This window comes from Bacillus sp. FSL W8-0519 (assembly GCF_038005585.1).
GTDB lineage: Bacteria > Bacillota > Bacilli > Bacillales > Bacillaceae_G > Bacillus_A > Bacillus_A paranthracis.
On record NZ_JBBOTL010000001.1, the window covers coordinates 1,279,559 to 1,299,070 of the forward strand.

The window sequence follows — 19,512 nt, forward strand, 5'->3', positions numbered from 1 at the left end:
CTATTATTTCATTGATAGCATATGAGAGAAAGCTTTCGGTAAATCAGTTTGCCAATATTTCCACGTATGATTACCTTCAAACTCCTCGTAATGCGTGATGAAATTTCTATCTGTCAGAAGCGTATTAAGCTCACGGTTCGGCCCTACGAAATCAGATACTTGTCCATCCGTGCGCTTTACAGCTGTTTCTTCTGTCCCAATAACGTGATAAAGCTCTAGCGCCTCCGGATTTTTGAAGTCTTTTGCTAAGTTCATTACTGTTTCATCCACAAATGGTGATTGCATAACGACTTTACCGAATGTATGCGGATACATAAGTGCAGTCATAAAGGAAACTGTTCCGCCAAGAGAATCTCCAATTAGCACGCGACCTTTTCCCATTTGGTACGTTGGATAATTTTCATCGATATATGGCGCAAGTTCATGAGCAAGGAAACGAATATAAGCAGCGTTTTTTACTTCGTTTGGGAAATATTTTTCTTTACGATCGTGGACATTTTTATAGGGAATACCGACAATAATTGTACGGTCAATTTCTTCAGTTTCACGAAGGCGCTCAATTACACGGTGTGCTTTCCCAAGCTGAAAATAATCTCTGCCATCTTGTGCAATGACAACTGTATGTTTGTGCAGCGGTGTGTAATTTACCGGTAAGTAAACGAGAAGTGTAACATCTTCTTGAAGTGATGCACTATAAAATGAAATTTCTTCAATTCTCCCAATTGTTTGATTCATGTAGATCCCCCTAAATAAAAATTTACTGTAATAATTGTAAGAGCGACGCTTGTAGTGAAAAAGAAAGAAATATTCACTAATAGGTGCTTTCGTTTCTATTTTACCATAATGGTACGAAGAATCTAAAAAATTAGTATTTAAGTTAGGAAAGAAAACGGATATAATGAAGTGGGATTTTTGACAGGTGAGAGGGGAGACGGAATTTGAAACAAGAAAGATCAATCGCACTACCATTAGCCATTTCCATTATAGCCATTTCATTCGCAGCAGTTTTTGTAAAGATGTCCTCAGCACCATCTTCCATATTAAGTATGTATCGATTATGGATTATCGTACTTCTTATGCTGCCTATCGTTTGGAAAAAACGGGAAGAGTTTAGTAAGATTCAAATAAAAGATTGGGGATTTTTAATTGGATCTGGTTTCTTTTTAGCACTTCATTTTCTTTTATGGTTTGAATCTTTAAAGCATACAACAGTTGCGAGTTCGACGATTATTTTAGCGCTTCAACCAATCGTATCTTTAGTTGGAGGTTTTTTCTTATTTAAAGAAAGAACAACATACTCAGCCATTGCGACAATGGGAATTGCGATATTAGGTGTAGTGTGTATTGGTTGGGGAGATTTAGGACTAAGTAAACAAGCAATTTATGGAGATATATTATCCTTTTTAAGTGTAATAGCAGTTGTCGGTTATTTATTTATCGGGCAAACGACAGTAAAGAAAGTATCACACTGGATTTACAGCTTTACAGTCTTTGCATTCGCAGGTATTTTTATGGGAATTTATAATATAGTATTGCAAGTGCCTTTTACAGGTTATACAAAGTGGGATTGGACCGTCTTTCTTTTACTTGCGGTCGTGCCGACAGTGTCACACGTCATTAATAATTGGTTATTAAACTACGTAAATGCAACAACAATTTCGATGAGTATTTTAGGGGAACCAGTTGGAGCATCTATACTAGCGTTCTTCTTACTTGGGGAAAGATTAAATGCAATGCAAATGATCGGTAGCATACTCGTATTGTTTGGTGTATCTGTTTTCTTATTGCAGCAACAAAAAAGAACAGCAAAAAATGTCGTAAACGAGCCTGTTTATACACAGGAATTATAATGTTAAGAGAGAAAAGAGAAGTTGTGATACTTCTCTTTTTGTTTTATAGAAATACGGGCGGCGTAGAAGGGGGAGGGAAATGGAGTTTCTATCAAAAAAAGATGCATGGTTATATCCGATTTTTTTCGTTGTCATGGGAGCGTGTTTTGCTCCCATATTTGCAGGAAGAGAATATTTTCTTTTATTTTTCACAATCCCATTAGCCATAGTATTTATTTGGAGTTGGTTTTCAACAAAATATATTGTCGGAGAAGAAACAATTACTATTAGATCCGGTTTCGTGAAAAAGCGCATATTGATACGAGATATAAAACAAATTTCAAATACGAAAAATCCAATAGCAGCCTATGCATTGTCACTTGATCGACTTGAAATTATTTATGGATCACATCAAACAGAAATTATTTCTCCTAAAGATAAAGAGAAATTTATCAATCTCGTTACAAGTAAAAATCCACACATTGAAATAAAGTAAAAGAGTGGCTTCATAGCCACTCTTTTACTTTGGGTTTGTCATATAAGGTTGTACATGAATGATACATAGGTCCCTGAACTTACCTTCAGCAGTTGTAACAATTACGACTGCTCTACCTGCACTTTTTCCAGTAATCGTTACTGTATCACCTTTTGGATACAGTGTGATAACATCAGCATTCATATTCGTCCAAATAAGTTCGTTATTGGTTGCTTGTACTGGCAAAACAGTGGCGGACAACTCAGTGCTTTGGCCAGTTCTTATTTTCAACTTATTTTTTTCCATATGAACACCGATGACTGAAATAACAGAAGGAGCGATTGAAATTTTAGGTGGATTAGGTTGTATGTTCAAACAAGACGCAGAAGTATTGGTGATAGGTGAAAATTTTCGTGTTTGTTGTTGCTGGAAAGCTGCTAACATGTTGGAGTCCCCTTTCTGTATAAGTGCTGATAGTATTACTATAAAGGAGTAGTGTTACGTTTAATTTAATGAAACATAAAGAAATTGTTAAATTCGAGCAGAAGATTGTCGAACATTGATAAATTGCAAATTTAATTAGTTCTTTACCAATCGGGCAGTTATTTCCCACCTAGCTCCTTCGTATTCGCCGAATTTTGAGGTGTGAGTCTTATTGCCAACAAATAGCGGGATAAAAAGAAAGCTCTGCTATCATAACAGCAGAGCTTTTCCTTTATAGATTATCACTATGTTGTTTTTCGAAATTCTCAAATTGCTCTTCAATTTCTTTTGAAGGCTGTGTTAGTAAACTAACAATTACGATTACTAGTAAACTAATAGTGAAACCAGGAATCATTTCATATAAGAATTCTTTTAAGAATTTGAATTGAGTCCAAATAATGACTGTAGCGGCACCAGAAATCATACCAGCAAGTGCGCCCCACTTCGTCATACGTTTCCAGTATAAGCTTAATAAAATAGCAGGTCCGAATGAAGAGCCAAATCCAGCCCAAGCGTATCCAACAAGAGCTAAAATCGTATCATTTTGTTTAAACGCTAATGCACATCCAACTAATGCAATAACAAGTACAGCCATACGGCCGACAAATACAAGCTCTTTATCAGAAGCAGAACGTTTAAAGAAAGTACGATATAAGTCTTCAGTTATGGCACTAGAAGTAACGAGTAACTGAGATGAGATTGTACTCATAATTGCTGCTAAAATAGCGGCTAATAAAAATCCAGTAATAAGCGGGTGGAATAAAATTTTTCCCAGTTCCAGGAAAATTGTCTCTGGATTGGATAGCTTTAATCCTTTGTCTGAGTAGTATGCAATACCGATAAGACCAGTAAACATAGCTCCAACAACAGAGAAAATCATCCAGCTCATACCAATTCGTCTTGCACTTTTAATTTCTTTTACAGAAGAAATTGCCATAAATCGTACGATAATATGTGGTTGTCCAACATAACCAAGGCCCCATGCGAATAATGAAATAATACCTAATACAGAAGTGCCTTTAAAAATGTCTAATAATGTTGGATCAATTGATTTAATTGTGCTAAATGCTGGACCAAGCCCATTTACATTCATAATTGTAACAGTAGGAACAAGAATAAGAGCAATTACCATAATGATTCCCTGCACGAAGTCTGTCCAACTTACTGCCAAGAAACCACCAAATAACGTGTAAGCGACAACAACGCCTGCAACAATGAATAATCCAACATGGTAGTTCATACCAAATGAATTTTCAAATAATACAGCGCCTGAAACTAATCCTGAAGCTACATAAAAAGTAAAGAAAATCATAATAACAAGTCCAGATACTAAGCGTAGCATATGGGATTTGTCTTGGAATCGGTGTTCCAAAAATTCTGGGATAGTAATAGAGTTGTTTGCAATTTCTGAGTAGGTACGTAAGCGAGGAGCGACATATAGCCAGTTTGCGTATGCGCCTAGTGTTAGGCCGATCGCAATCCAACTACTACTTAATCCAACGCTAAACATTGCACCGGGTAAGCCCATTAAAAGCCAACCACTCATATCGGATGCTCCAGCACTTAATGCCGTTACTGCGGGGCCTAGTGTACGCCCGCCAAGCATATAATCTGTTAAGTTGGACGTTCGTTTATAGGCAAAATAGCCAATTACTAACATCCCGAGCATGTAAATAGAGATAGAAGTTAAAGTTAACATCTGCGTACTCATGTAGTTCCCCTTCCTTTTGTCATGTCTTTTGATGCGTTATGCATATTTATCCCGCATTAACGGGCAGTAAAACTCCCACCTTAAAATCGGCTGGGCAAGGAAGTTAGGTGGGAGATCAACTGCCCGTAAATGCCCGATTGGTTCAACTAATAATCAGTGGGGGATGAACAAAATCCCCACTGATTAAAGTTTCACTTTATAATCTATCATGATTATTCTGAAAAATCCATACAGAAATATGAATTTTCAGAAATGTAAGCGTTTTTTGATGTCATTTTACTTTTTTGATATATAATATTCATACAAAAAACCTTATTTTTAATAGAGTATTTATTATATTTACATAAAAAGAGGTTGTTTTGTCAATATAATATTGAAAGGAGAGAAAAATAAAATTTTTTAAAAAGTATTGACTTGTGAAAAAAGTTAGGTCTATAATGAGTGCAACTTAAAAAAATGCAAGCGTTGATGAAGAAGAGTACACATGATGAACATGTCAGAGAGCTGATGGTTGGTGCGAATCAGTATGGAATTGATGTGGAATGGGCTTCGGAGCTTCCAAACCGAAACGAAAGAAGTAGGCTTTGGCGACATGATCTCATCGATACAAGAGACACGTATTGTTTTTGATACGGTAAAGTGCGTTACGTTCGTAACGAATTAAGGTGGCACCACGGGAGTACCCGTCCTTTCTATAGGATGAGTACTCCCTTTTTGTGTATAAAAAATTAAATAAATGAAATCGTTTAAGTAAGAAGAGTACGTATATTGGAGACGTTACAGAGAGCCGGGGATAGGTGGGAGCCCGGTGCGGTGTCATATACGGAATGGGCTTACGAGAGGTATGCTGAACAATTATTTTCAGTAGGCAACCCGGGTTCCGCCGTTACAAGGATAAGGTATAAATTTTGTACCTGAACAAAGCGGGATGCTTTTGCATCCAACACGAGGTGGTACCGCGGTATATTTATCGTCCTCTACATATTTTCGATATGTAGAGGACTTTTTTATTTTTCAGGGCGAGGTGAAGGACATGATGACGAAAGAAGAATTTATAAAACAAAAAAGAGAGAGAAAGACATTTTTAGTAATCACTGAAGAAGAAGGAGATAGCATTACGCCAATTTCTTTATATAGACGTATGAAAGGTAAAAAGAAATTTTTATTAGAAAGCTCACAGCTTCATCAAGATAAAGGGCGCTATTCTTACTTAGGTTGTAATCCATATAGTGAAGTGAAAAGTGCTGGTACAGAAGTGGAACGAACTATTTACGGCAGGTCAGAAAAGTTGCAAAGTAACGTACTTCAAGTGTTAGAAGAAGTGATTGCGTCAGCTCAAGTAGATAGTCCATTTCCATTTTGCGGTGGAGCAGTTGGTTATATTGGCTATGACGTCATTCGGCAATATGAAAACATTGGAGCAGATTTATATGATCCATTGAATATTCCAGAAGTACACCTTTTAATATATCGTGAGTTTATCGTTTACGATCATTTACGCCAAAAGTTGTCGTTTGTATATGTATGCAGGGAAGATGATTCAGCAGATTACGAAGAAGTATATGAAAGGTTGCAAATATACAAAGAAGAAGTGCTACAGGGAGAAGAAGCTGAAGTAACCGAAATAAGATCAACACTATCATTCACTTCTTCTATAACGGAAAAAGAATTTTGCGCGATGGTAGAAACGGCGAAAGAACATATTGGGGCCGGGGATATATTTCAAGTTGTATTATCTCAGCGTTTGCAAAGCGAATGTATTGGAGATCCATTCGCGTTATATCGAAAACTTCGAATTGCCAATCCATCACCATATATGTTTTATATCGATTTTCAAGATTATGTTGTACTCGGTTCTTCGCCAGAAAGTTTGTTATCGGTAAGGGAGGATAAAGTAATGACGAATCCAATTGCCGGTACGAGACCGAGAGGGAAAACGAAGGAGGAAGATACGGAGATTGAAAAAGAACTGTTAGAAAATGAGAAAGAGCGAGCGGAGCATATGATGCTTGTAGATCTTGGGCGAAATGATATTGGTAGGGTGAGTGAAATCGGCTCAGTTACGATAGATAAATATATGAAAGTAGAAAAATATTCTCACGTTATGCACATTGTATCTGAAGTTTACGGAACATTACGAAAACGAATGAGCGGATTTGATGCATTAGCGTATTGCTTACCAGCGGGGACGGTATCAGGTGCTCCGAAAATTAGGGCGATGGAAATTATAAATGAGCTAGAGAATGAAAAAAGAAATGTGTACGCCGGTGCAGTTGGATACGTTAGTTTTTCAGGGAATCTTGATATGGCGCTCGCCATTCGAACAATGGTTGTAAAGGATGAAAAAGCATACGTTCAGGCAGGAGCGGGTATCGTTTACGATTCAGATCCAGTAGCTGAATATGAAGAAACATTAAATAAAGCGAGAGCGCTATTGGAGGTAATGAAATGATTGTACTGATCGATAATTATGATTCATTCACATATAACTTGTATCAACTATTAGGCGAATACGAAGAAGAGATTGTTGTCGTAAGAAATGATCAAATAACGATAGAACAATTAGAAGAAATGAACCCAAAAGGAATTGTGCTTTCGCCAGGACCAGGAAAACCAGAGGATGCTGGCATTTGTATTGAAGTGATTCATCATTTTTATAAGAACGTTCCCATGTTAGGTATTTGCCTTGGTCATCAAGCAATTATATCAGCGTTTGGAGGAGAGATTGTAAGAGCAGAGCGCATTAAACACGGAAAAACATCGCGTGTGAAACATAACGGAACGTCAATTTTTTCGTATGTGACGCAGCCGCTAACAGCGATGCGCTACCATTCTCTTGTTGCAGCACAAACGAGCTTGCCACAGTGTTTTGACATATTAGCGACAGCGATGGACGATGGAGAAATAATGGCAGTTCGTCACAATTATTATCCGCTCTTCGGATTACAGTTTCATCCGGAATCAATCGCGACAGAAGAAGGCGGAAAGTTAATACGTGCCTTTTTAGGCGAAGTGAAAGAGGAGGAAAGAGTATGAATAACTATCTTCGTAAATTGGTGGAGGGACAACATTTAACAGAAGAGGAAATGTATAAAGCGGGGATTCTTTTATTAAATGAAAACATATTGGAAAGTGAAATTGCAGCTTTCTTAGTCTTACTGAAAGCGAAAGGTGAAACGGCAGAAGAAATATACGGTCTCGTTCGAGCTCTTCGCGAAAAGGCATTACCGTTTTCGAATCATATACAAGGCGCGATGGACAATTGCGGGACAGGTGGTGACGGTGCCCAAACGTTTAATATTAGCACAACATCAGCATTTGTACTGGCAGGAGCTGACGTAAAGGTTGCAAAACATGGTAATCGTGCTGTTTCTAGTAAAACAGGAAGTGCAGATTTATTAGAAGAACTCGGTGTAAATATTAGTAGTACGCCAAACGAAATTGATTATTTATTAGAGCATGTCGGAATCGCATTTTTATTCGCACCAGCGATGCATCCAGCATTAAAGCGCATTATGAAAATAAGAAAAGAATTAAACGTTCCGACGATCTTTAACTTAATTGGACCGTTAACGAATCCGGTGAATTTAGAAACACAATTTGTCGGCATTTATAAACGAGATATGTTACTACCAGTTGCGCAAGTACTACAGAAACTAGGAAGAAAACAAGCACTTGTCGTAAACGGAAGTGGGTTTTTAGATGAAGCATCATTGCAAGGAGAAAATCATGTTGTCATTTTAAAAGATAATGAAATAGTAGAAACGAGTATTGAACCTGAGAAATATGGATTCTCAATAGTGAAAAACGAAGAGATTAGAGGAGGGAATTCGAAAGAAAATGCAAAGATTACGCTCGGAGTATTAAGCGGAGAGAAGAGTGTTTACCGTGATACTGTTTTATTCAATGCAGGGCTTGCTCTTTTCGCAAATGGAAAAGCAAAGACGATTGAAGAAGGAATAACACTCGCAGCACATAGCATTGACTCTGGAAAAGCATTAGCGAAACTAAACTTATTAATTGCAGCAAGTAACGAAAAATTAGAAAGGGTGAATTAAAGTGGGGACGATTTTAGACAAAATTGTAGATCAAAAGAAAAAGGAAGTTGCGGCATTATATGAAACATATACACCAGTAAAAGAAAAAAGAAAAACGCGCTCACTTGTAAAGGCTCTAGAGCAATTTACTGTCATTGCAGAAGTAAAGCGAGCATCACCATCAAAAGGAGATATTAATTTACATGTTGATGTACGAAAACAAGTGAAGGCATATGAAGAATGCGGCGCTGGTGCAGTTTCTGTTTTAACAGACGGTCAATTTTTTAAAGGATCATTTTATGATTTACAAACGGCAAGAGAAGAAAGTAGCATTCCGCTTTTATGTAAAGATTTCATAATCGATAAGATTCAAATTGATAGAGCGTATGAAGCTGGTGCAGATATTATTTTACTAATCGTAGCGGCGTTAACGAAAGAGAAATTAAAAGAGTTGTATAGCTACGTACTAGAAAAAGGGTTAGAAGCGATTGTTGAAGTTCATGATGAACAGGAATTAGAAATTGCAATTCAATTAAATCCGCACGTTATCGGTATTAACAACCGTAATTTAAAAACATTCAAAGTCGATTTAAGTCAAACAGAAAAGCTTGGAAAACGATTAAATGAGGAGAAATTACTTTGGATTAGTGAGAGCGGGGTTCATTCAAAAGAAGACATGATTCGCGTTAAACGAGCTGGGGCAAAAGGTGTACTAGTTGGAGAAGCGCTTATGACATCGTCTTCTATTCATACCTTTTTTGAAGATTGTAAGGTGAACATATGAAAGTGAAAATTTGCGGGATCACTGATATGGAAACAGCAAAACGTGCTTGCGAATACGGAGCTGATGCACTCGGATTTGTTTTTGCAGAAAGTAAGAGAAAAATTACTCCAGGGCTAGCGAAAGAAATCATTCAGGAACTTCCAGCCAACGTGTTAAAAATCGGTGTTTTCGTAAATGAATCAGTAGAAGTAATCCAGAAAATTACAGAGAATTGCGGGTTAACACATGTGCAACTACATGGGGACGAAGATAATCATCAGATTAGAAGATTGAATATTCCGTCTATAAAAGCGCTCGGAGTAACTTCAGAGGCCGATATGAAAAATGCTCAAGCATATGAAACGGATTATATATTGTTTGATAGTCCGAAAGAAAAGTTTCACGGAGGAAATGGAAAGACATTTTCTTGGGAGTTACTTGCGCATATGCCAAAAGAATTACGAGAGAAAACGATATTAGCTGGTGGATTAAACACTCTTAATATAGAAGAAGCAATTCGAACTGTTCGGCCATATATGGTCGATGTGAGCAGCGGAGTAGAGACAGAAGGAAAGAAAGATGTAGAGAAAATAAAACAATTTATTATAAAAGCGAAGGAGTGTTCTAAATGAACTACGCATATCCAGATGAAAAAGGTCACTACGGTATATACGGAGGACGATACGTTCCAGAAACATTAATGCAATCTGTATTAGAACTAGAAGAAGCATATAAAGAGGCAATGGAAGATGAAGAGTTTCAAAAGGAATTAAATCATTATTTAAAAACGTATGTCGGAAGAGAAACACCGCTTTATTTCGCTGAGAATATGACGGAGTATTGCGGAGGTGCAAAGATTTATTTAAAACGTGAAGATTTGAACCATACAGGAGCTCATAAAATTAACAATACAATTGGTCAGGCACTTCTTGCGGTGCGAATGGGAAAGAAAAAAGTTGTCGCTGAAACAGGAGCTGGACAACACGGAGTCGCAACAGCTACTGTATGTGCCCTTCTCGGTTTAGAATGCGTCATTTTTATGGGAGAAGAAGATGTAAGACGTCAAAAATTAAATGTGTTCCGAATGGAATTACTCGGAGCGAAAGTAGAAAGTGTAGCAGCAGGTAGCGGTACATTAAAAGATGCGGTAAACGAGGCGCTTCGCTACTGGGTTTCACATGTGCATGATACGCACTACATTATGGGATCTGTTCTCGGACCACATCCATTCCCGCAAATTGTTCGTGATTTCCAAAGTGTAATTGGGAAAGAAACAAAAAAACAATATGAAGCATTAGAAGGAAAGTTACCAGAAGCAGTCGTTGCTTGTATTGGTGGTGGTAGTAATGCGATGGGAATGTTTTATCCGTTCGTACACGATAAAGAAGTTGCTCTTTACGGCGTAGAAGCAGCAGGGAAAGGAGTTCATACAGAAAAGCATGCAGCTACTTTAACGAAAGGAAGCGTTGGCGTTCTCCACGGATCGATGATGTATCTTCTGCAAAATGAAGAAGGACAAATTCAAGAAGCTCACTCTATTTCGGCGGGACTTGATTACCCTGGTGTTGGGCCAGAACATAGCTTGCTAAAAGATATTGGCCGCGTTTCTTATCATTCCATTACTGATGATGAAGCGTTAGAAGCATTTCAATTATTAACGAAAAAAGAAGGAATTATCCCGGCGTTAGAAAGCTCGCATGCTGTCGCGTACGCTTTAAAATTAGCGCCGCAAATGAAGAAAGACGAAGGGCTTGTCATTTGTTTATCTGGCCGCGGTGATAAAGATGTAGAGAGTATAAAACGTTATATGGAAGAGGTGTAAACAATGGGAGTAGAAAAAATGAAAGCAGCATTTGAAAATGGCAAGAAAGCATTTATTCCGTACGTAATGGGCGGAGATGGTGGCCTTGAAAAATTAAAAGAAAGAATTCGTTTTCTAGACGAAGCGGGAGCAAGCATCGTTGAAATCGGCATCCCGTTTTCAGATCCAGTCGCAGACGGCCCGACGATTCAAAGAGCAGGGAAACGAGCGCTAGATAGCGGTGTAACAGTAAAAGGCATTTTTCAAGCATTAATAGAGGTAAGGAAAGAAGTGCAAATTCCGTTTGTACTCATGACATACTTAAATCCAGTACTTGCATTCGGAAAAGAACGATTCATTGAGAGATGCTTAGAGGCAGGTGTGGACGGTATTATCGTTCCAGATTTACCGTATGAAGAACAAAATATTATTGCACCGCTTCTCCGAATTGCAAATATCGCTTTAATCCCACTCGTTACCGTTACAAGCCCAATTGAGCGAATTGAGAAAATTACGAGTGAATCAGAAGGGTTCGTCTACGCCGTTACAGTAGCGGGCGTAACAGGAGTACGTCAAAACTTTAAAGAGGAGATTCATAGTTACTTAGAAAAAGTAAAATCACATACGCATTTACCGGTAGTGGCAGGGTTCGGTATTTCAACAAAGGAACATGTAGAAGAAATGATTACATTATGTGACGGGGTTGTCGTTGGAAGTAAAATCATTGAACTGTTAGAAAATGGAAAACGAGAAGAAATATGTGAATTCATACAGGCAACAAAACAAAAAGAAGAGGCATAAGTCTCTTCTTTTTGTTTTGTGTAATAAATGTTAAAATATACAGAAAATACATATAATTTAGAGGGTGAGAAAGCATGCTAAGACGGAAACTATTATATCTACTTCTAACTGTACCACTATACGCTTGGCTCATTAGCATGACAAAAATAGAGTTGATGGCTCTATTTTTAGGATATGTATTCATCTTTTCAAACTTAAATCGCATTCAAGAGCAATCTATTTTAGAAATATGTATATTTTCGATTAGTATAGAATTATTTAGTATCGTTTCGATTGTATTATTAAATGAATTATTTGGATGTATCCATTCATTTGAATTAATAAAATTTGGGGATGTTGTATTGCAAGTCATATGTGCTTATATTGTGTTTGTTGTGTTAGACAAAATAATTGGGCAGCAGACGGTTTTTGAGAATAATAGATAAATTGTTGTGTACTCAAAAAAGGAGCCTATGTTATTAAGATATTTTATTTTGATATGATTTTTAAAACTGAATTTGGATTTCTTATATACATAGGATTTACTATTATAGCTGCAATGCAGATTGACAATAAATTTGTTTTCCATACGTGAAAACAAATTTTGTAAGCAAAAATTCCGTTAATTTTTAAGTGATTGTTTATCATTTAAAATAATTAAATAGATAGTAGCATAAATGTATATGTAATTATTATATTCCAATTAATTACATATTGTTGTTTTGTTTGAAAAAATTACATATAATGGGTTTGTGGCAAAACTATTATAATTAGGGAGGAATACTATGAAGAAAACTAAAGGTTTGTTTTATGCAAGTCTAGCTTTATCAATTGGTTTTACTAGTTTCATTGCTCCTACTTCTAGCTTAGCTCAAACACAAGATGCTCCAGCGATTAAAAAAACTACTGGGGAATCTAAAATTAAAGATGTTAAGAAATATGATGAAATTACAGATTTAAACGTATTATATGAGAGAGCAAAAATCAATAAACAAGATTTTAAAGACAGTCTAAAATTTAAATCAGAAGCGAAAATCACCCCAATCCAACAAGGAGTTGCTATTAGCGAAAGCACATCAAATACATTAAACGCTGACGATTATCAAACTTCTCAATTACTCGAAGAAATAACTTATGCAGACGGAACGAAAAGCAAGACATATGTTGTTACTAATCTTGCTGTTATCCAAGAGGCTGAGAATGATTCTAAAAAAGGTATTGTCGCTTTAGCAGATAAATATAGAGAAAAATGGGATGACACTGGTGGTTTGAAAGCTTATAGTAGACTCTATATAAATGAAACATCAGGATGGATATCTCTTTCAAGTGTACAAGGTGGTTGGCAAATAGCAGATAGTAGTTACACTATACCAAACAGACGTGTGAGATTAAACCAATCTGGAGTTGGTGTAAATGGGGCAGTGATGAAGCAACAAGATTACTACCCAGGAGGTCTTACATTTAACTACACGGCACCTTCATGGCCAAAAGTATCAACTATTACATCAGGAGCTGGACAAGCGTATGTAGGGGCTGGACAATATGTAACAATTAAACGAGGGGGTTCTTCTTGGCAATTTAGTTGGTCAAATAACTTTTAATATTATACAAATATATAGTAAAACAATCCTCTTAAAATAGAAGGGGATTGTTTTACTATATAGAATTAAATATTAAATTGGAAGATTGTTTTTCAACAACTTATATAGGCATAGAAAAAATTGTGATTATAGGAGGAAAACATTGAAAAAATTAATTGCTTTTTTATTAATTTTTATTCCCATTTTAGGAAGCTGCTCAAAAGAATACAGTGTTTTTTCTGGAGAAAGTCAACATTGGGCAGGAAGATATTCAGTAAACATTGATGGGAATGAAGAACATGGGAATTATGATTTTCATTATAAGAATGGTGATAAAGATACAAAATTTGAGAATTTAGAAATTAGTATTAGCAGTAAATTTGAACAGACTTCTAAAAAGGTAGAGATTCATAAGGGGGCAACTATTTTTTTATCATCTAATTGTCAGGGATGTATGGCAACTGATAAAAAGGAGAGTATAAAAGTTACCATTAAATGGAATGGTAAGAATGAAGAAACGTTCTTGTTGAAATCAAAAAAATAAAATGTTCCAAGTACTATAGAGGGACTGAAAAAGTAATTAATTAAAAAAACAAGAATTTTTATCAAAAGTCTCTTTTTTCTTATAAAATGGGCTTTTTCGGTACCCTTATACTATAACACCTAACTTTTTCATGAATAGCTGTAGTAATAAATTATTCAATTGTGTTTTTATAGGGACGTTGCAACCAACTTACAAACTCTTCTAGTCTCATACGTTTGAGATCTTTCCTAGTTTCTTGTATATATATAAGAAATATTACTTTAATGCATAACAGTATGTTTTCTATGTGTTCCTACTGGCCTCTGTATAATCCAAATACTTAATGCATTATCGCAAAAATACCTTCTTTATCTACCCATATGTACCTTTTCCTATATTCTGGTATTAACTCTTATACACAAATCTTCCTTCCTGAAATTTTTGTACTCGGTCAACTGACCTCAATAACCCTTTTGCTGTGAGTTACTTCTTTGTCTCAAAAACTAATATATGTTCTTTTAACAGGGGATACATAATAAATAATCTCTTTCATTATAATATGTTTAATCACTCGTCTTCTTTTGTGAATCTGTTATATAATAGTTGAAAATTGTATTTTAAACGAAATGAGATGATAACATGGCCATATTTTTGGCACTTATCCCAATTATGATGATTTTCATTTGCTTATTTTTATTGAAACAAACGTCATTAAGATCCTCGTTAATTTCTTATGCGGTATGTGTTGGAATCGTTTTACTCTCGCCAACGTTTCAATTAGGGATAAGTGAAACTGTGCACGCAACGATTAAAGGATGGTTAATTTGTTTTATTGTCGGGTACGTTTTATTTTTCGGTATTTTTTTATTTCACCTCATGAACAAAATGGGGTACATCGACCAAGTAGCGCGTTTTTTAGAAGAAGTGACGCAAGATCGTTTATTACAAATGCTTCTTATGTGCTTTGGTATTTGCCCACTAATTGAATCGGTAAGTGGATTCGGAATTGGTTTTATGGTTGCAGCACCTATTTTTCTTTCATTAGGTTATAAACCGTTCCAAGCTGTACTGCTCTCGTTTATCGGCTTACTAGCTAGTTCATGGGGGGCAATGGCAACTGGTACGATTATCGGTTCGCAACTTATCAATATGCCGCTTACAACACTCGGTACAAATACAGCGCTATTAAGTATCCCGATGTTTGCTTATTTCGTCATTCTTTCTTTACACGTTGTTGGCGGCTGGCAGGCGGTTATTGAAAAGTGGAAGGAAGGATTCAGTTTCTTTCTATTATTTTCTCTCGGAATCTATCTTTCTAACGCATACGTAAGTGTTGAACTAGCAGGTATACTAAGTTCTATCATTACGATTACATTTGGCTTTCTTATCATTAAATTAAAAGGAAAAAGTGGGCAAAATCTTATAACAGAGCATGCGGCTGCAACGGAGAGAGAAGTATCTATTATAAAAATTATTAGCCCTTATATATTTCTAACAGTTTGTATTTTACTTTCTCGCCTCGTTCCAGCATTACATGATTTGTTCAGATCATATGCGGTTCTTGATTTGAAATCATACTCTTACAAACTAGAGTTACTATATTCACCAGGATTTTGGCTCGGTATGACTTGCTTATTTACTATTATTTTCTTCCGCATCCCGTCTAATATTATTAAACAATCACTCTCACAAACGATCAAACAATGGATTCCTTTTGCGATTACGACGACAATGTTTATCGCCATTTCAGAATTAATGGGTGCATCTGGCATGCATTCATTACTTGCAAAAACGGCTGGTGAAACATTTGGAACATTTTTCGTTTTCGTTGCTCCGTTTATCGGTGGTATCGGTGGCTTTTTAACAGGTAGTAATGCAGGCTCAAATGCGATGTTCATAAAACTACAAATGCAAACGGCGCAAAATGTAGCACTCCCGTGGCAATACGTCACAACATTGCAAAACACCGCATCATCAGTAGCGACGATCGCTTGCCCGTCACGGATTACACTAGGTGCGTATTTATGTAACATTCCGTATCGTGAAAATGAACTATTAAAGAAGACGACGTTAATGATTTTTGGTGCGGTGTTGCTTATAGTGGTAGAGGTTGTTGTTTGGTATATGTTGAGAAATTAAAAATCCTCCTGACATAGGAGGATTTTTGTTATGAGTGGATAATGTTTTAAACATGAATAGCTTCTATTAAATGAATAGGAGATGAAATGTATGCCCCTAAAAAACTACGGCGTGTTAAAAGGTACAGTTATACAATCTAAAATCGGAAAAGGGAAAACTCCTCATTATCAAGTTCATTTACAAGGTGAAGCAGAAGTAGATTATCGTATTGCAATTAACGTAAAGTCGCAAAGTTATCCGTCAGAAGTTTTATATTTTGCAAGCGACAATATTCGGTCAGAAGCGATTCATATTTTACCAACATTACCATTTGGTTTTACAGAAATAAAAAACAATGAACCGAAAGTAGCTTTAGACTACGTAAGAGGTAATTTATTTGATTCCAAGCAAATGATTCCTTTACCTGCTGAAAAAGCAGGAGTGGATAATGATTTAAATGAAAAAATAGAACGTTATATAAAACAAGCAATAGAAGAAAAAGCAATTATTTACGCGTTCGGTGAAAGATGGGGACCAGAAGAAAATACACCCGATTCTTACTTTCATTTCGAACCAGGAAACGGGATACATGATATTCACATGAATCAAGGGAATGTAGAAAAATGGAAAGGTGATAATGGTATATGGCAAGACGGAGGAATACTCATTCACTTTGAAAAGGAAGAAAAATGGATCGGTATATTCCTTGCCTTCCAGTCACAGTCATGGTGTACCGATGAAGAGGGACATGCTCGTGTGCCGGTTGAGCATTGTGATTATAAGAGGAATAATTGAGAAGAAGAGGGCGTTCAAAAAGAACGCCCTCCTCTTATTTTATAAAACCCAAAACTAACAAGTGTAGAAATACAAGAGAACAGCAGTGCTACACTAGAAAACGCAATGAGGTACATATTATACTTCATCACTTTTCCAATTAGTTGGTTGCTATCATACTGAAACAATCCCGCTATGATGTTGAATAAAAATAACACGATAAACATGACGATAACACCGTCTATTGATCCTTGAATATCTGGTTTGCTTAAAGCGATATGTGCAGAAATACAAATGGCGATAAATAAAAATAGCCAAAAGGAAGGATTCAATACATTATTTATTGTAAATAAACTTTTCAATAATACGAACGTCGACAAGAGCATGTTTTGAACCATTTCTACATTAATAGAAGTAGAAGTGATTGTTTTTTCGAGAGTTGTATGAAATAAAAAATATGAATTTGGTACGAAATAGCGCATTAAAAGGATTAGTGCGGTAATACCAGAAATAATAGGCCCGATGCCGATAAAGAAGTTTCCAATTCGTTGATATACACTTTTATGATTGTATTGATGTTGTACGTAGCCTAAAGCGCCCTGGCTTGTATCTGTTGGGAAAAACTGCGTTGCTACAATTTTATGACGAAATAGTACGCACATAATGGCATGTCCAAGTTCATGAATAGGAACACCAATCCAAGCAGTCAAAAGGAATCCTTTTCTTCCAAATGCTCTCGACCAATACATCCGTGTTAGTGATTCTAAATAGCCTAATAGAAATCCGATTACAATGATAACGCCAATTAAAGAAAATAATTGGATTACGCTTGTAAGGAGTATTTGAAAAATTGAGTTTACCAATTCCATTGTTTTTCATCCAATCTGTTAAAAATATTATTTATTCTGTTTCATAATAGCATTTTTTTTCAAGATTGCTAGCACATATATTTTCTTTCAGAAGGAGGATTTCAGAATCTTTTTCTTGTAGTCATGTTTTATGTACAAAGTCATATATTGAATTTGTAACACCCTATACGGTATCTGCTTAAGGGGGGAATGCGAGAATGAAATGTCTGGCGTGTCATACAGAAAATAGAGCAGAGGCAAAGTTTTGCGGGAATTGTGGACATTCGTTAACGGAGGAAGCCGTAGCGAGTGAAGGTGAGCAACAGGAACGCGTAGCTTTAGCAAAGAAAACTCGAACAAATGAAACGGTAGAGCAAGCGAAGCGATTTGCGAGTGGATATTTTCAGTTTTTTAAACATGCTTTCAAAGCACCGACAGCGATTATGAAAAGCGGCAAGATTGAAGTACGAAATGGAATTGTAAGTCTTGTTCTTATTTGTTTTTTAGGAGCATGTATTTTTTATAGAATGATGAGCACAGCAGCTGCTGTTACGAGAACATTTGCACCAGATATAACGACTCCTAATTTTTTTTGGGACTCTATAACTGTCTTTTTATTTTTACTAATTTTAACTTTATTTGTCGGATTTATTATTTTTGTAAGTGGAAAGATGATGAAATCTTCATTTTCATTTCTTGAAGTATTCGGTGTGTGGGGAACGATAGCGACGCCAGCTATTGCTATATTAGTTCTTTCTTTTCTGTTTAGCTTTTTATTAATCTTTTTCTTACCAATCTTATTAGGGCTGGCTACAACGTATATGTCAATTAGTATAATTGTTGCTATAGTAAAGCTAGATAACGGCGGATTAGACCTTATTTATACACTTCTTATCGCAAATGTTTTAATTGGAATTGCAACATTCATTGTACTGTGGTCTTACATTAGCACGATAATTCAAACCTTTACACAGGGATTCACTGGCTTCTAACGAAAAGGTGGATGAATGTATGTACAAAGTGTGGCACTCATTTTGAAGACGGTGTTCAATTTTGTCAAAACCTCAGTATATATATAATGGCTTCATCTTTCCTGATATTGATATCCGAAAATTAACGAGTGGGGACTTAACATACTTATCGAAAGAACAATTGAAAATAGAGAGAAACGAAATATACGCAAGGCATGGACATATTTTTCAAAGCAGTCTTGGTATAGAGAAAACAAGTATTATACAGGAGAGCTAACGGATATTGAATCTTATAATGTTGAACTCATTAAATCAAGAGAATAAACACGATAAAAAGGTACAGTGCATAACTGTACCTTTTTATCGTTATTTATCTGAACCAGGATCCCTTGAGAAAAAGATGTGAAAGAGAAATGTGACTTTACTGGATCCTCCTGATGTACTAGCTTGTATATGTGATAAAGGACCAGACGTTAGGGCTGCCTCGGAATGGGGTGGGACGACTATTTTGAGCGCATGATCTGATTCTGGTGAAGCAATAACAGTAATTGTATCATCAGAGAAGTTTATAATTTTAACAGAACCGACTGGAAAGATGGACTTGCCAGCATGTGATGCTGAAGCGAATTGGGTAGCTTTCCAAATATCTTGCGCAAATGTATCATCGTTAGATAACCAAGCACGAGCGCTATATATTGTTGCATTAATGGAAAATTCTTGGTCAAGTGAGACGGCGGGTTTCGGTTCTTTTGGTTCTTGCGGTTCATCTGGAAGCTGGGCGAGAAGGCCGGCGCACATGTATGTTTCACCTACTTTCAA

20 protein-coding genes, 1 pseudogene and 2 other annotated features are annotated in these 19,512 nt (G+C 36.3%); of the genes and pseudogenes, 16 read left to right on the forward strand and 5 right to left on the reverse strand.

Annotation, left to right across the window (positions count from 1 at the left end; all coding sequences use genetic code 11):
- Positions 1-3: 3 nt before the first annotated feature.
- Positions 4-735, reverse strand: a complete 732-nt coding sequence (locus NST14_RS06640; protein ID WP_001076848.1) for an alpha/beta hydrolase — start codon at positions 733-735, stop codon at positions 4-6.
- 203 nt (positions 736-938) lie between these two features.
- Between NST14_RS06640 and NST14_RS06645 the strand changes: the two genes are divergently transcribed.
- Entirely contained in the window at positions 939-1,850 is a 912-nt protein-coding gene (locus tag NST14_RS06645) for a DMT family transporter (protein ID WP_048557232.1), read from the forward strand.
- 79 nt (positions 1,851-1,929) lie between these two features.
- Positions 1,930-2,325 carry a PH domain-containing protein gene (locus NST14_RS06650; RefSeq protein WP_048557231.1) on the forward strand — a complete coding sequence of 132 codons (396 nt, stop codon included), beginning with the start codon at positions 1,930-1,932 and terminating at the stop codon, positions 2,323-2,325.
- Positions 2,326-2,349: 24 nt separating this feature from the next.
- Here NST14_RS06650 and NST14_RS06655 read toward each other — a convergent pair whose 3' ends face one another.
- Positions 2,350-2,748: an Ig-like domain-containing protein gene (locus NST14_RS06655; protein ID WP_000878719.1), complete on the reverse strand. Its 399-nt coding sequence runs from the start codon at positions 2,746-2,748 to the stop codon at positions 2,350-2,352.
- A gap of 271 nt (positions 2,749-3,019) precedes the next feature.
- Complete coding sequence (putP, locus tag NST14_RS06660; protein ID WP_000107220.1) at positions 3,020-4,498, reverse strand: sodium/proline symporter PutP; 1,479 nt, start codon at positions 4,496-4,498, stop codon at positions 3,020-3,022.
- 456 nt (positions 4,499-4,954) lie between these two features.
- Positions 4,955-5,192, forward strand: a binding site (T-box leader).
- A gap of 42 nt (positions 5,193-5,234) precedes the next feature.
- Positions 5,235-5,479, forward strand: a binding site (T-box leader).
- A gap of 52 nt (positions 5,480-5,531) precedes the next feature.
- On the opposite strand from putP, the gene trpE reads away from it, so the two are divergent.
- The 12 genes from trpE to NST14_RS06720 all read left to right on the forward strand — a co-directional run bounded on the left by trpE (position 5,532) and on the right by NST14_RS06720 (position 16,895).
- Positions 5,532-6,950, forward strand: coding sequence for an anthranilate synthase component I (gene trpE / locus NST14_RS06665; RefSeq protein ID WP_048557230.1), 1,419 nt, complete (start codon positions 5,532-5,534; stop codon positions 6,948-6,950).
- Positions 6,947-7,534, forward strand: a complete 588-nt coding sequence (locus NST14_RS06670; RefSeq protein WP_048557229.1) for an aminodeoxychorismate/anthranilate synthase component II — start codon at positions 6,947-6,949, stop codon at positions 7,532-7,534. Before trpE ends, NST14_RS06670 begins: the two co-directional genes overlap by 4 nt.
- Positions 7,531-8,556 (forward strand): anthranilate phosphoribosyltransferase, encoded by a 1,026-nt coding sequence (gene trpD / locus NST14_RS06675; RefSeq protein ID WP_001067335.1) that lies wholly within the window; start codon positions 7,531-7,533, stop codon positions 8,554-8,556. The genes NST14_RS06670 and trpD overlap by 4 nt, the downstream gene beginning before the upstream one ends.
- A gap of 1 nt (position 8,557) precedes the next feature.
- The gene (gene trpC / locus NST14_RS06680) at positions 8,558-9,319 is read left to right on the forward strand and encodes an indole-3-glycerol phosphate synthase TrpC (RefSeq protein ID WP_048557228.1); all 762 of its coding nucleotides are present in this window, start codon (positions 8,558-8,560) and stop codon (positions 9,317-9,319) included.
- Complete coding sequence (gene trpF / locus NST14_RS06685) at positions 9,316-9,930, forward strand: N-(5'phosphoribosyl)anthranilate isomerase (RefSeq protein ID WP_048557227.1); 615 nt, start codon at positions 9,316-9,318, stop codon at positions 9,928-9,930. The genes trpC and trpF overlap by 4 nt, the downstream gene beginning before the upstream one ends.
- Positions 9,927-11,120, forward strand: coding sequence for a tryptophan synthase subunit beta (gene trpB, locus NST14_RS06690; protein WP_001105010.1), 1,194 nt, complete (start codon positions 9,927-9,929; stop codon positions 11,118-11,120). Before trpF ends, trpB begins: the two co-directional genes overlap by 4 nt.
- 3 nt (positions 11,121-11,123) lie before the next feature.
- A complete protein-coding gene (gene trpA, locus NST14_RS06695; RefSeq protein WP_229142921.1) occupies positions 11,124-11,900 on the forward strand; it encodes a tryptophan synthase subunit alpha in 777 nt (258 codons plus the stop codon).
- 74 nt (positions 11,901-11,974) lie between these two features.
- On the forward strand, positions 11,975-12,325 hold the full coding sequence (locus NST14_RS06700; RefSeq protein WP_000946143.1) for a DUF4029 domain-containing protein: 351 nt from the start codon (positions 11,975-11,977) through the stop codon (positions 12,323-12,325).
- Positions 12,326-12,664: 339 nt separating this feature from the next.
- The gene (locus NST14_RS06705; RefSeq protein ID WP_000751438.1) at positions 12,665-13,480 is read left to right on the forward strand and encodes a hypothetical protein; all 816 of its coding nucleotides are present in this window, start codon (positions 12,665-12,667) and stop codon (positions 13,478-13,480) included.
- A gap of 142 nt (positions 13,481-13,622) precedes the next feature.
- Positions 13,623-14,003, forward strand: coding sequence for a hypothetical protein (locus NST14_RS06710; RefSeq protein WP_000733134.1), 381 nt, complete (start codon positions 13,623-13,625; stop codon positions 14,001-14,003).
- A gap of 618 nt (positions 14,004-14,621) precedes the next feature.
- Positions 14,622-16,121: an L-lactate permease gene (locus NST14_RS06715; RefSeq protein WP_000974169.1), complete on the forward strand. Its 1,500-nt coding sequence runs from the start codon at positions 14,622-14,624 to the stop codon at positions 16,119-16,121.
- Positions 16,122-16,211: 90 nt separating this feature from the next.
- Entirely contained in the window at positions 16,212-16,895 is a 684-nt protein-coding gene (locus tag NST14_RS06720; protein ID WP_001128586.1) for a DUF2278 family protein, read from the forward strand.
- Positions 16,896-16,909: 14 nt separating this feature from the next.
- Here the strand turns inward: NST14_RS06720 and NST14_RS06725 are convergent, their stop codons facing one another.
- Complete coding sequence (locus tag NST14_RS06725) at positions 16,910-17,743, reverse strand: hypothetical protein (RefSeq protein ID WP_000424508.1); 834 nt, start codon at positions 17,741-17,743, stop codon at positions 16,910-16,912.
- 197 nt (positions 17,744-17,940) lie between these two features.
- On the opposite strand from NST14_RS06725, the gene NST14_RS06730 reads away from it, so the two are divergent.
- Together NST14_RS06730 and NST14_RS06735 are read left to right on the forward strand one after the other, a co-directional pair.
- On the forward strand, positions 17,941-18,714 hold the full coding sequence (locus NST14_RS06730) for a zinc ribbon domain-containing protein (protein ID WP_000649876.1): 774 nt from the start codon (positions 17,941-17,943) through the stop codon (positions 18,712-18,714).
- 76 nt (positions 18,715-18,790) lie between these two features.
- Positions 18,791-19,017, forward strand: a pseudogene (locus NST14_RS06735) (YARHG domain-containing protein); the annotation flags it as partial.
- 42 nt (positions 19,018-19,059) lie between these two features.
- On the opposite strand, the gene NST14_RS06740 reads toward NST14_RS06735, so the two are convergent.
- The gene (locus NST14_RS06740) at positions 19,060-19,491 is read right to left on the reverse strand and encodes a hypothetical protein (protein WP_000332405.1); all 432 of its coding nucleotides are present in this window, start codon (positions 19,489-19,491) and stop codon (positions 19,060-19,062) included.
- Positions 19,492-19,512: the final 21 nt, after the last annotated feature.

What these genes read in the sequence shown, in the direction of transcription:
- NST14_RS06640 (WP_001076848.1), bottom strand. Translation starts at nt 735, where the DNA reads ATGAATCAAACAATTGGGAGAATTGAAGAAATTTCATTTTATAGTGCA.
- trpA (WP_229142921.1), top strand. Translation starts at nt 11,124, where the DNA reads ATGGGAGTAGAAAAAATGAAAGCAGCATTTGAAAATGGCAAGAAAGCA.
- NST14_RS06700 (WP_000946143.1), top strand. Translation starts at nt 11,975, where the DNA reads ATGCTAAGACGGAAACTATTATATCTACTTCTAACTGTACCACTATAC.
- NST14_RS06730 (WP_000649876.1), top strand. Translation starts at nt 17,941, where the DNA reads ATGAAATGTCTGGCGTGTCATACAGAAAATAGAGCAGAGGCAAAGTTT.
- trpF (WP_048557227.1), top strand. Translation starts at nt 9,316, where the DNA reads ATGAAAGTGAAAATTTGCGGGATCACTGATATGGAAACAGCAAAACGT.
- NST14_RS06725 (WP_000424508.1), bottom strand. Translation starts at nt 17,743, where the DNA reads ATGGAATTGGTAAACTCAATTTTTCAAATACTCCTTACAAGCGTAATC.
- putP (WP_000107220.1), bottom strand. Translation starts at nt 4,498, where the DNA reads ATGAGTACGCAGATGTTAACTTTAACTTCTATCTCTATTTACATGCTC.
- NST14_RS06740 (WP_000332405.1), bottom strand. Translation starts at nt 19,491, where the DNA reads ATGTGCGCCGGCCTTCTCGCCCAGCTTCCAGATGAACCGCAAGAACCA.
- trpB (WP_001105010.1), top strand. Translation starts at nt 9,927, where the DNA reads ATGAACTACGCATATCCAGATGAAAAAGGTCACTACGGTATATACGGA.
- trpD (WP_001067335.1), top strand. Translation starts at nt 7,531, where the DNA reads ATGAATAACTATCTTCGTAAATTGGTGGAGGGACAACATTTAACAGAA.
- NST14_RS06720 (WP_001128586.1), top strand. Translation starts at nt 16,212, where the DNA reads ATGCCCCTAAAAAACTACGGCGTGTTAAAAGGTACAGTTATACAATCT.
- NST14_RS06715 (WP_000974169.1), top strand. Translation starts at nt 14,622, where the DNA reads ATGGCCATATTTTTGGCACTTATCCCAATTATGATGATTTTCATTTGC.
- NST14_RS06650 (WP_048557231.1), top strand. Translation starts at nt 1,930, where the DNA reads ATGGAGTTTCTATCAAAAAAAGATGCATGGTTATATCCGATTTTTTTC.
- NST14_RS06670 (WP_048557229.1), top strand. Translation starts at nt 6,947, where the DNA reads ATGATTGTACTGATCGATAATTATGATTCATTCACATATAACTTGTAT.
- NST14_RS06705 (WP_000751438.1), top strand. Translation starts at nt 12,665, where the DNA reads ATGAAGAAAACTAAAGGTTTGTTTTATGCAAGTCTAGCTTTATCAATT.
- trpE (WP_048557230.1), top strand. Translation starts at nt 5,532, where the DNA reads ATGATGACGAAAGAAGAATTTATAAAACAAAAAAGAGAGAGAAAGACA.
- NST14_RS06655 (WP_000878719.1), bottom strand. Translation starts at nt 2,748, where the DNA reads ATGTTAGCAGCTTTCCAGCAACAACAAACACGAAAATTTTCACCTATC.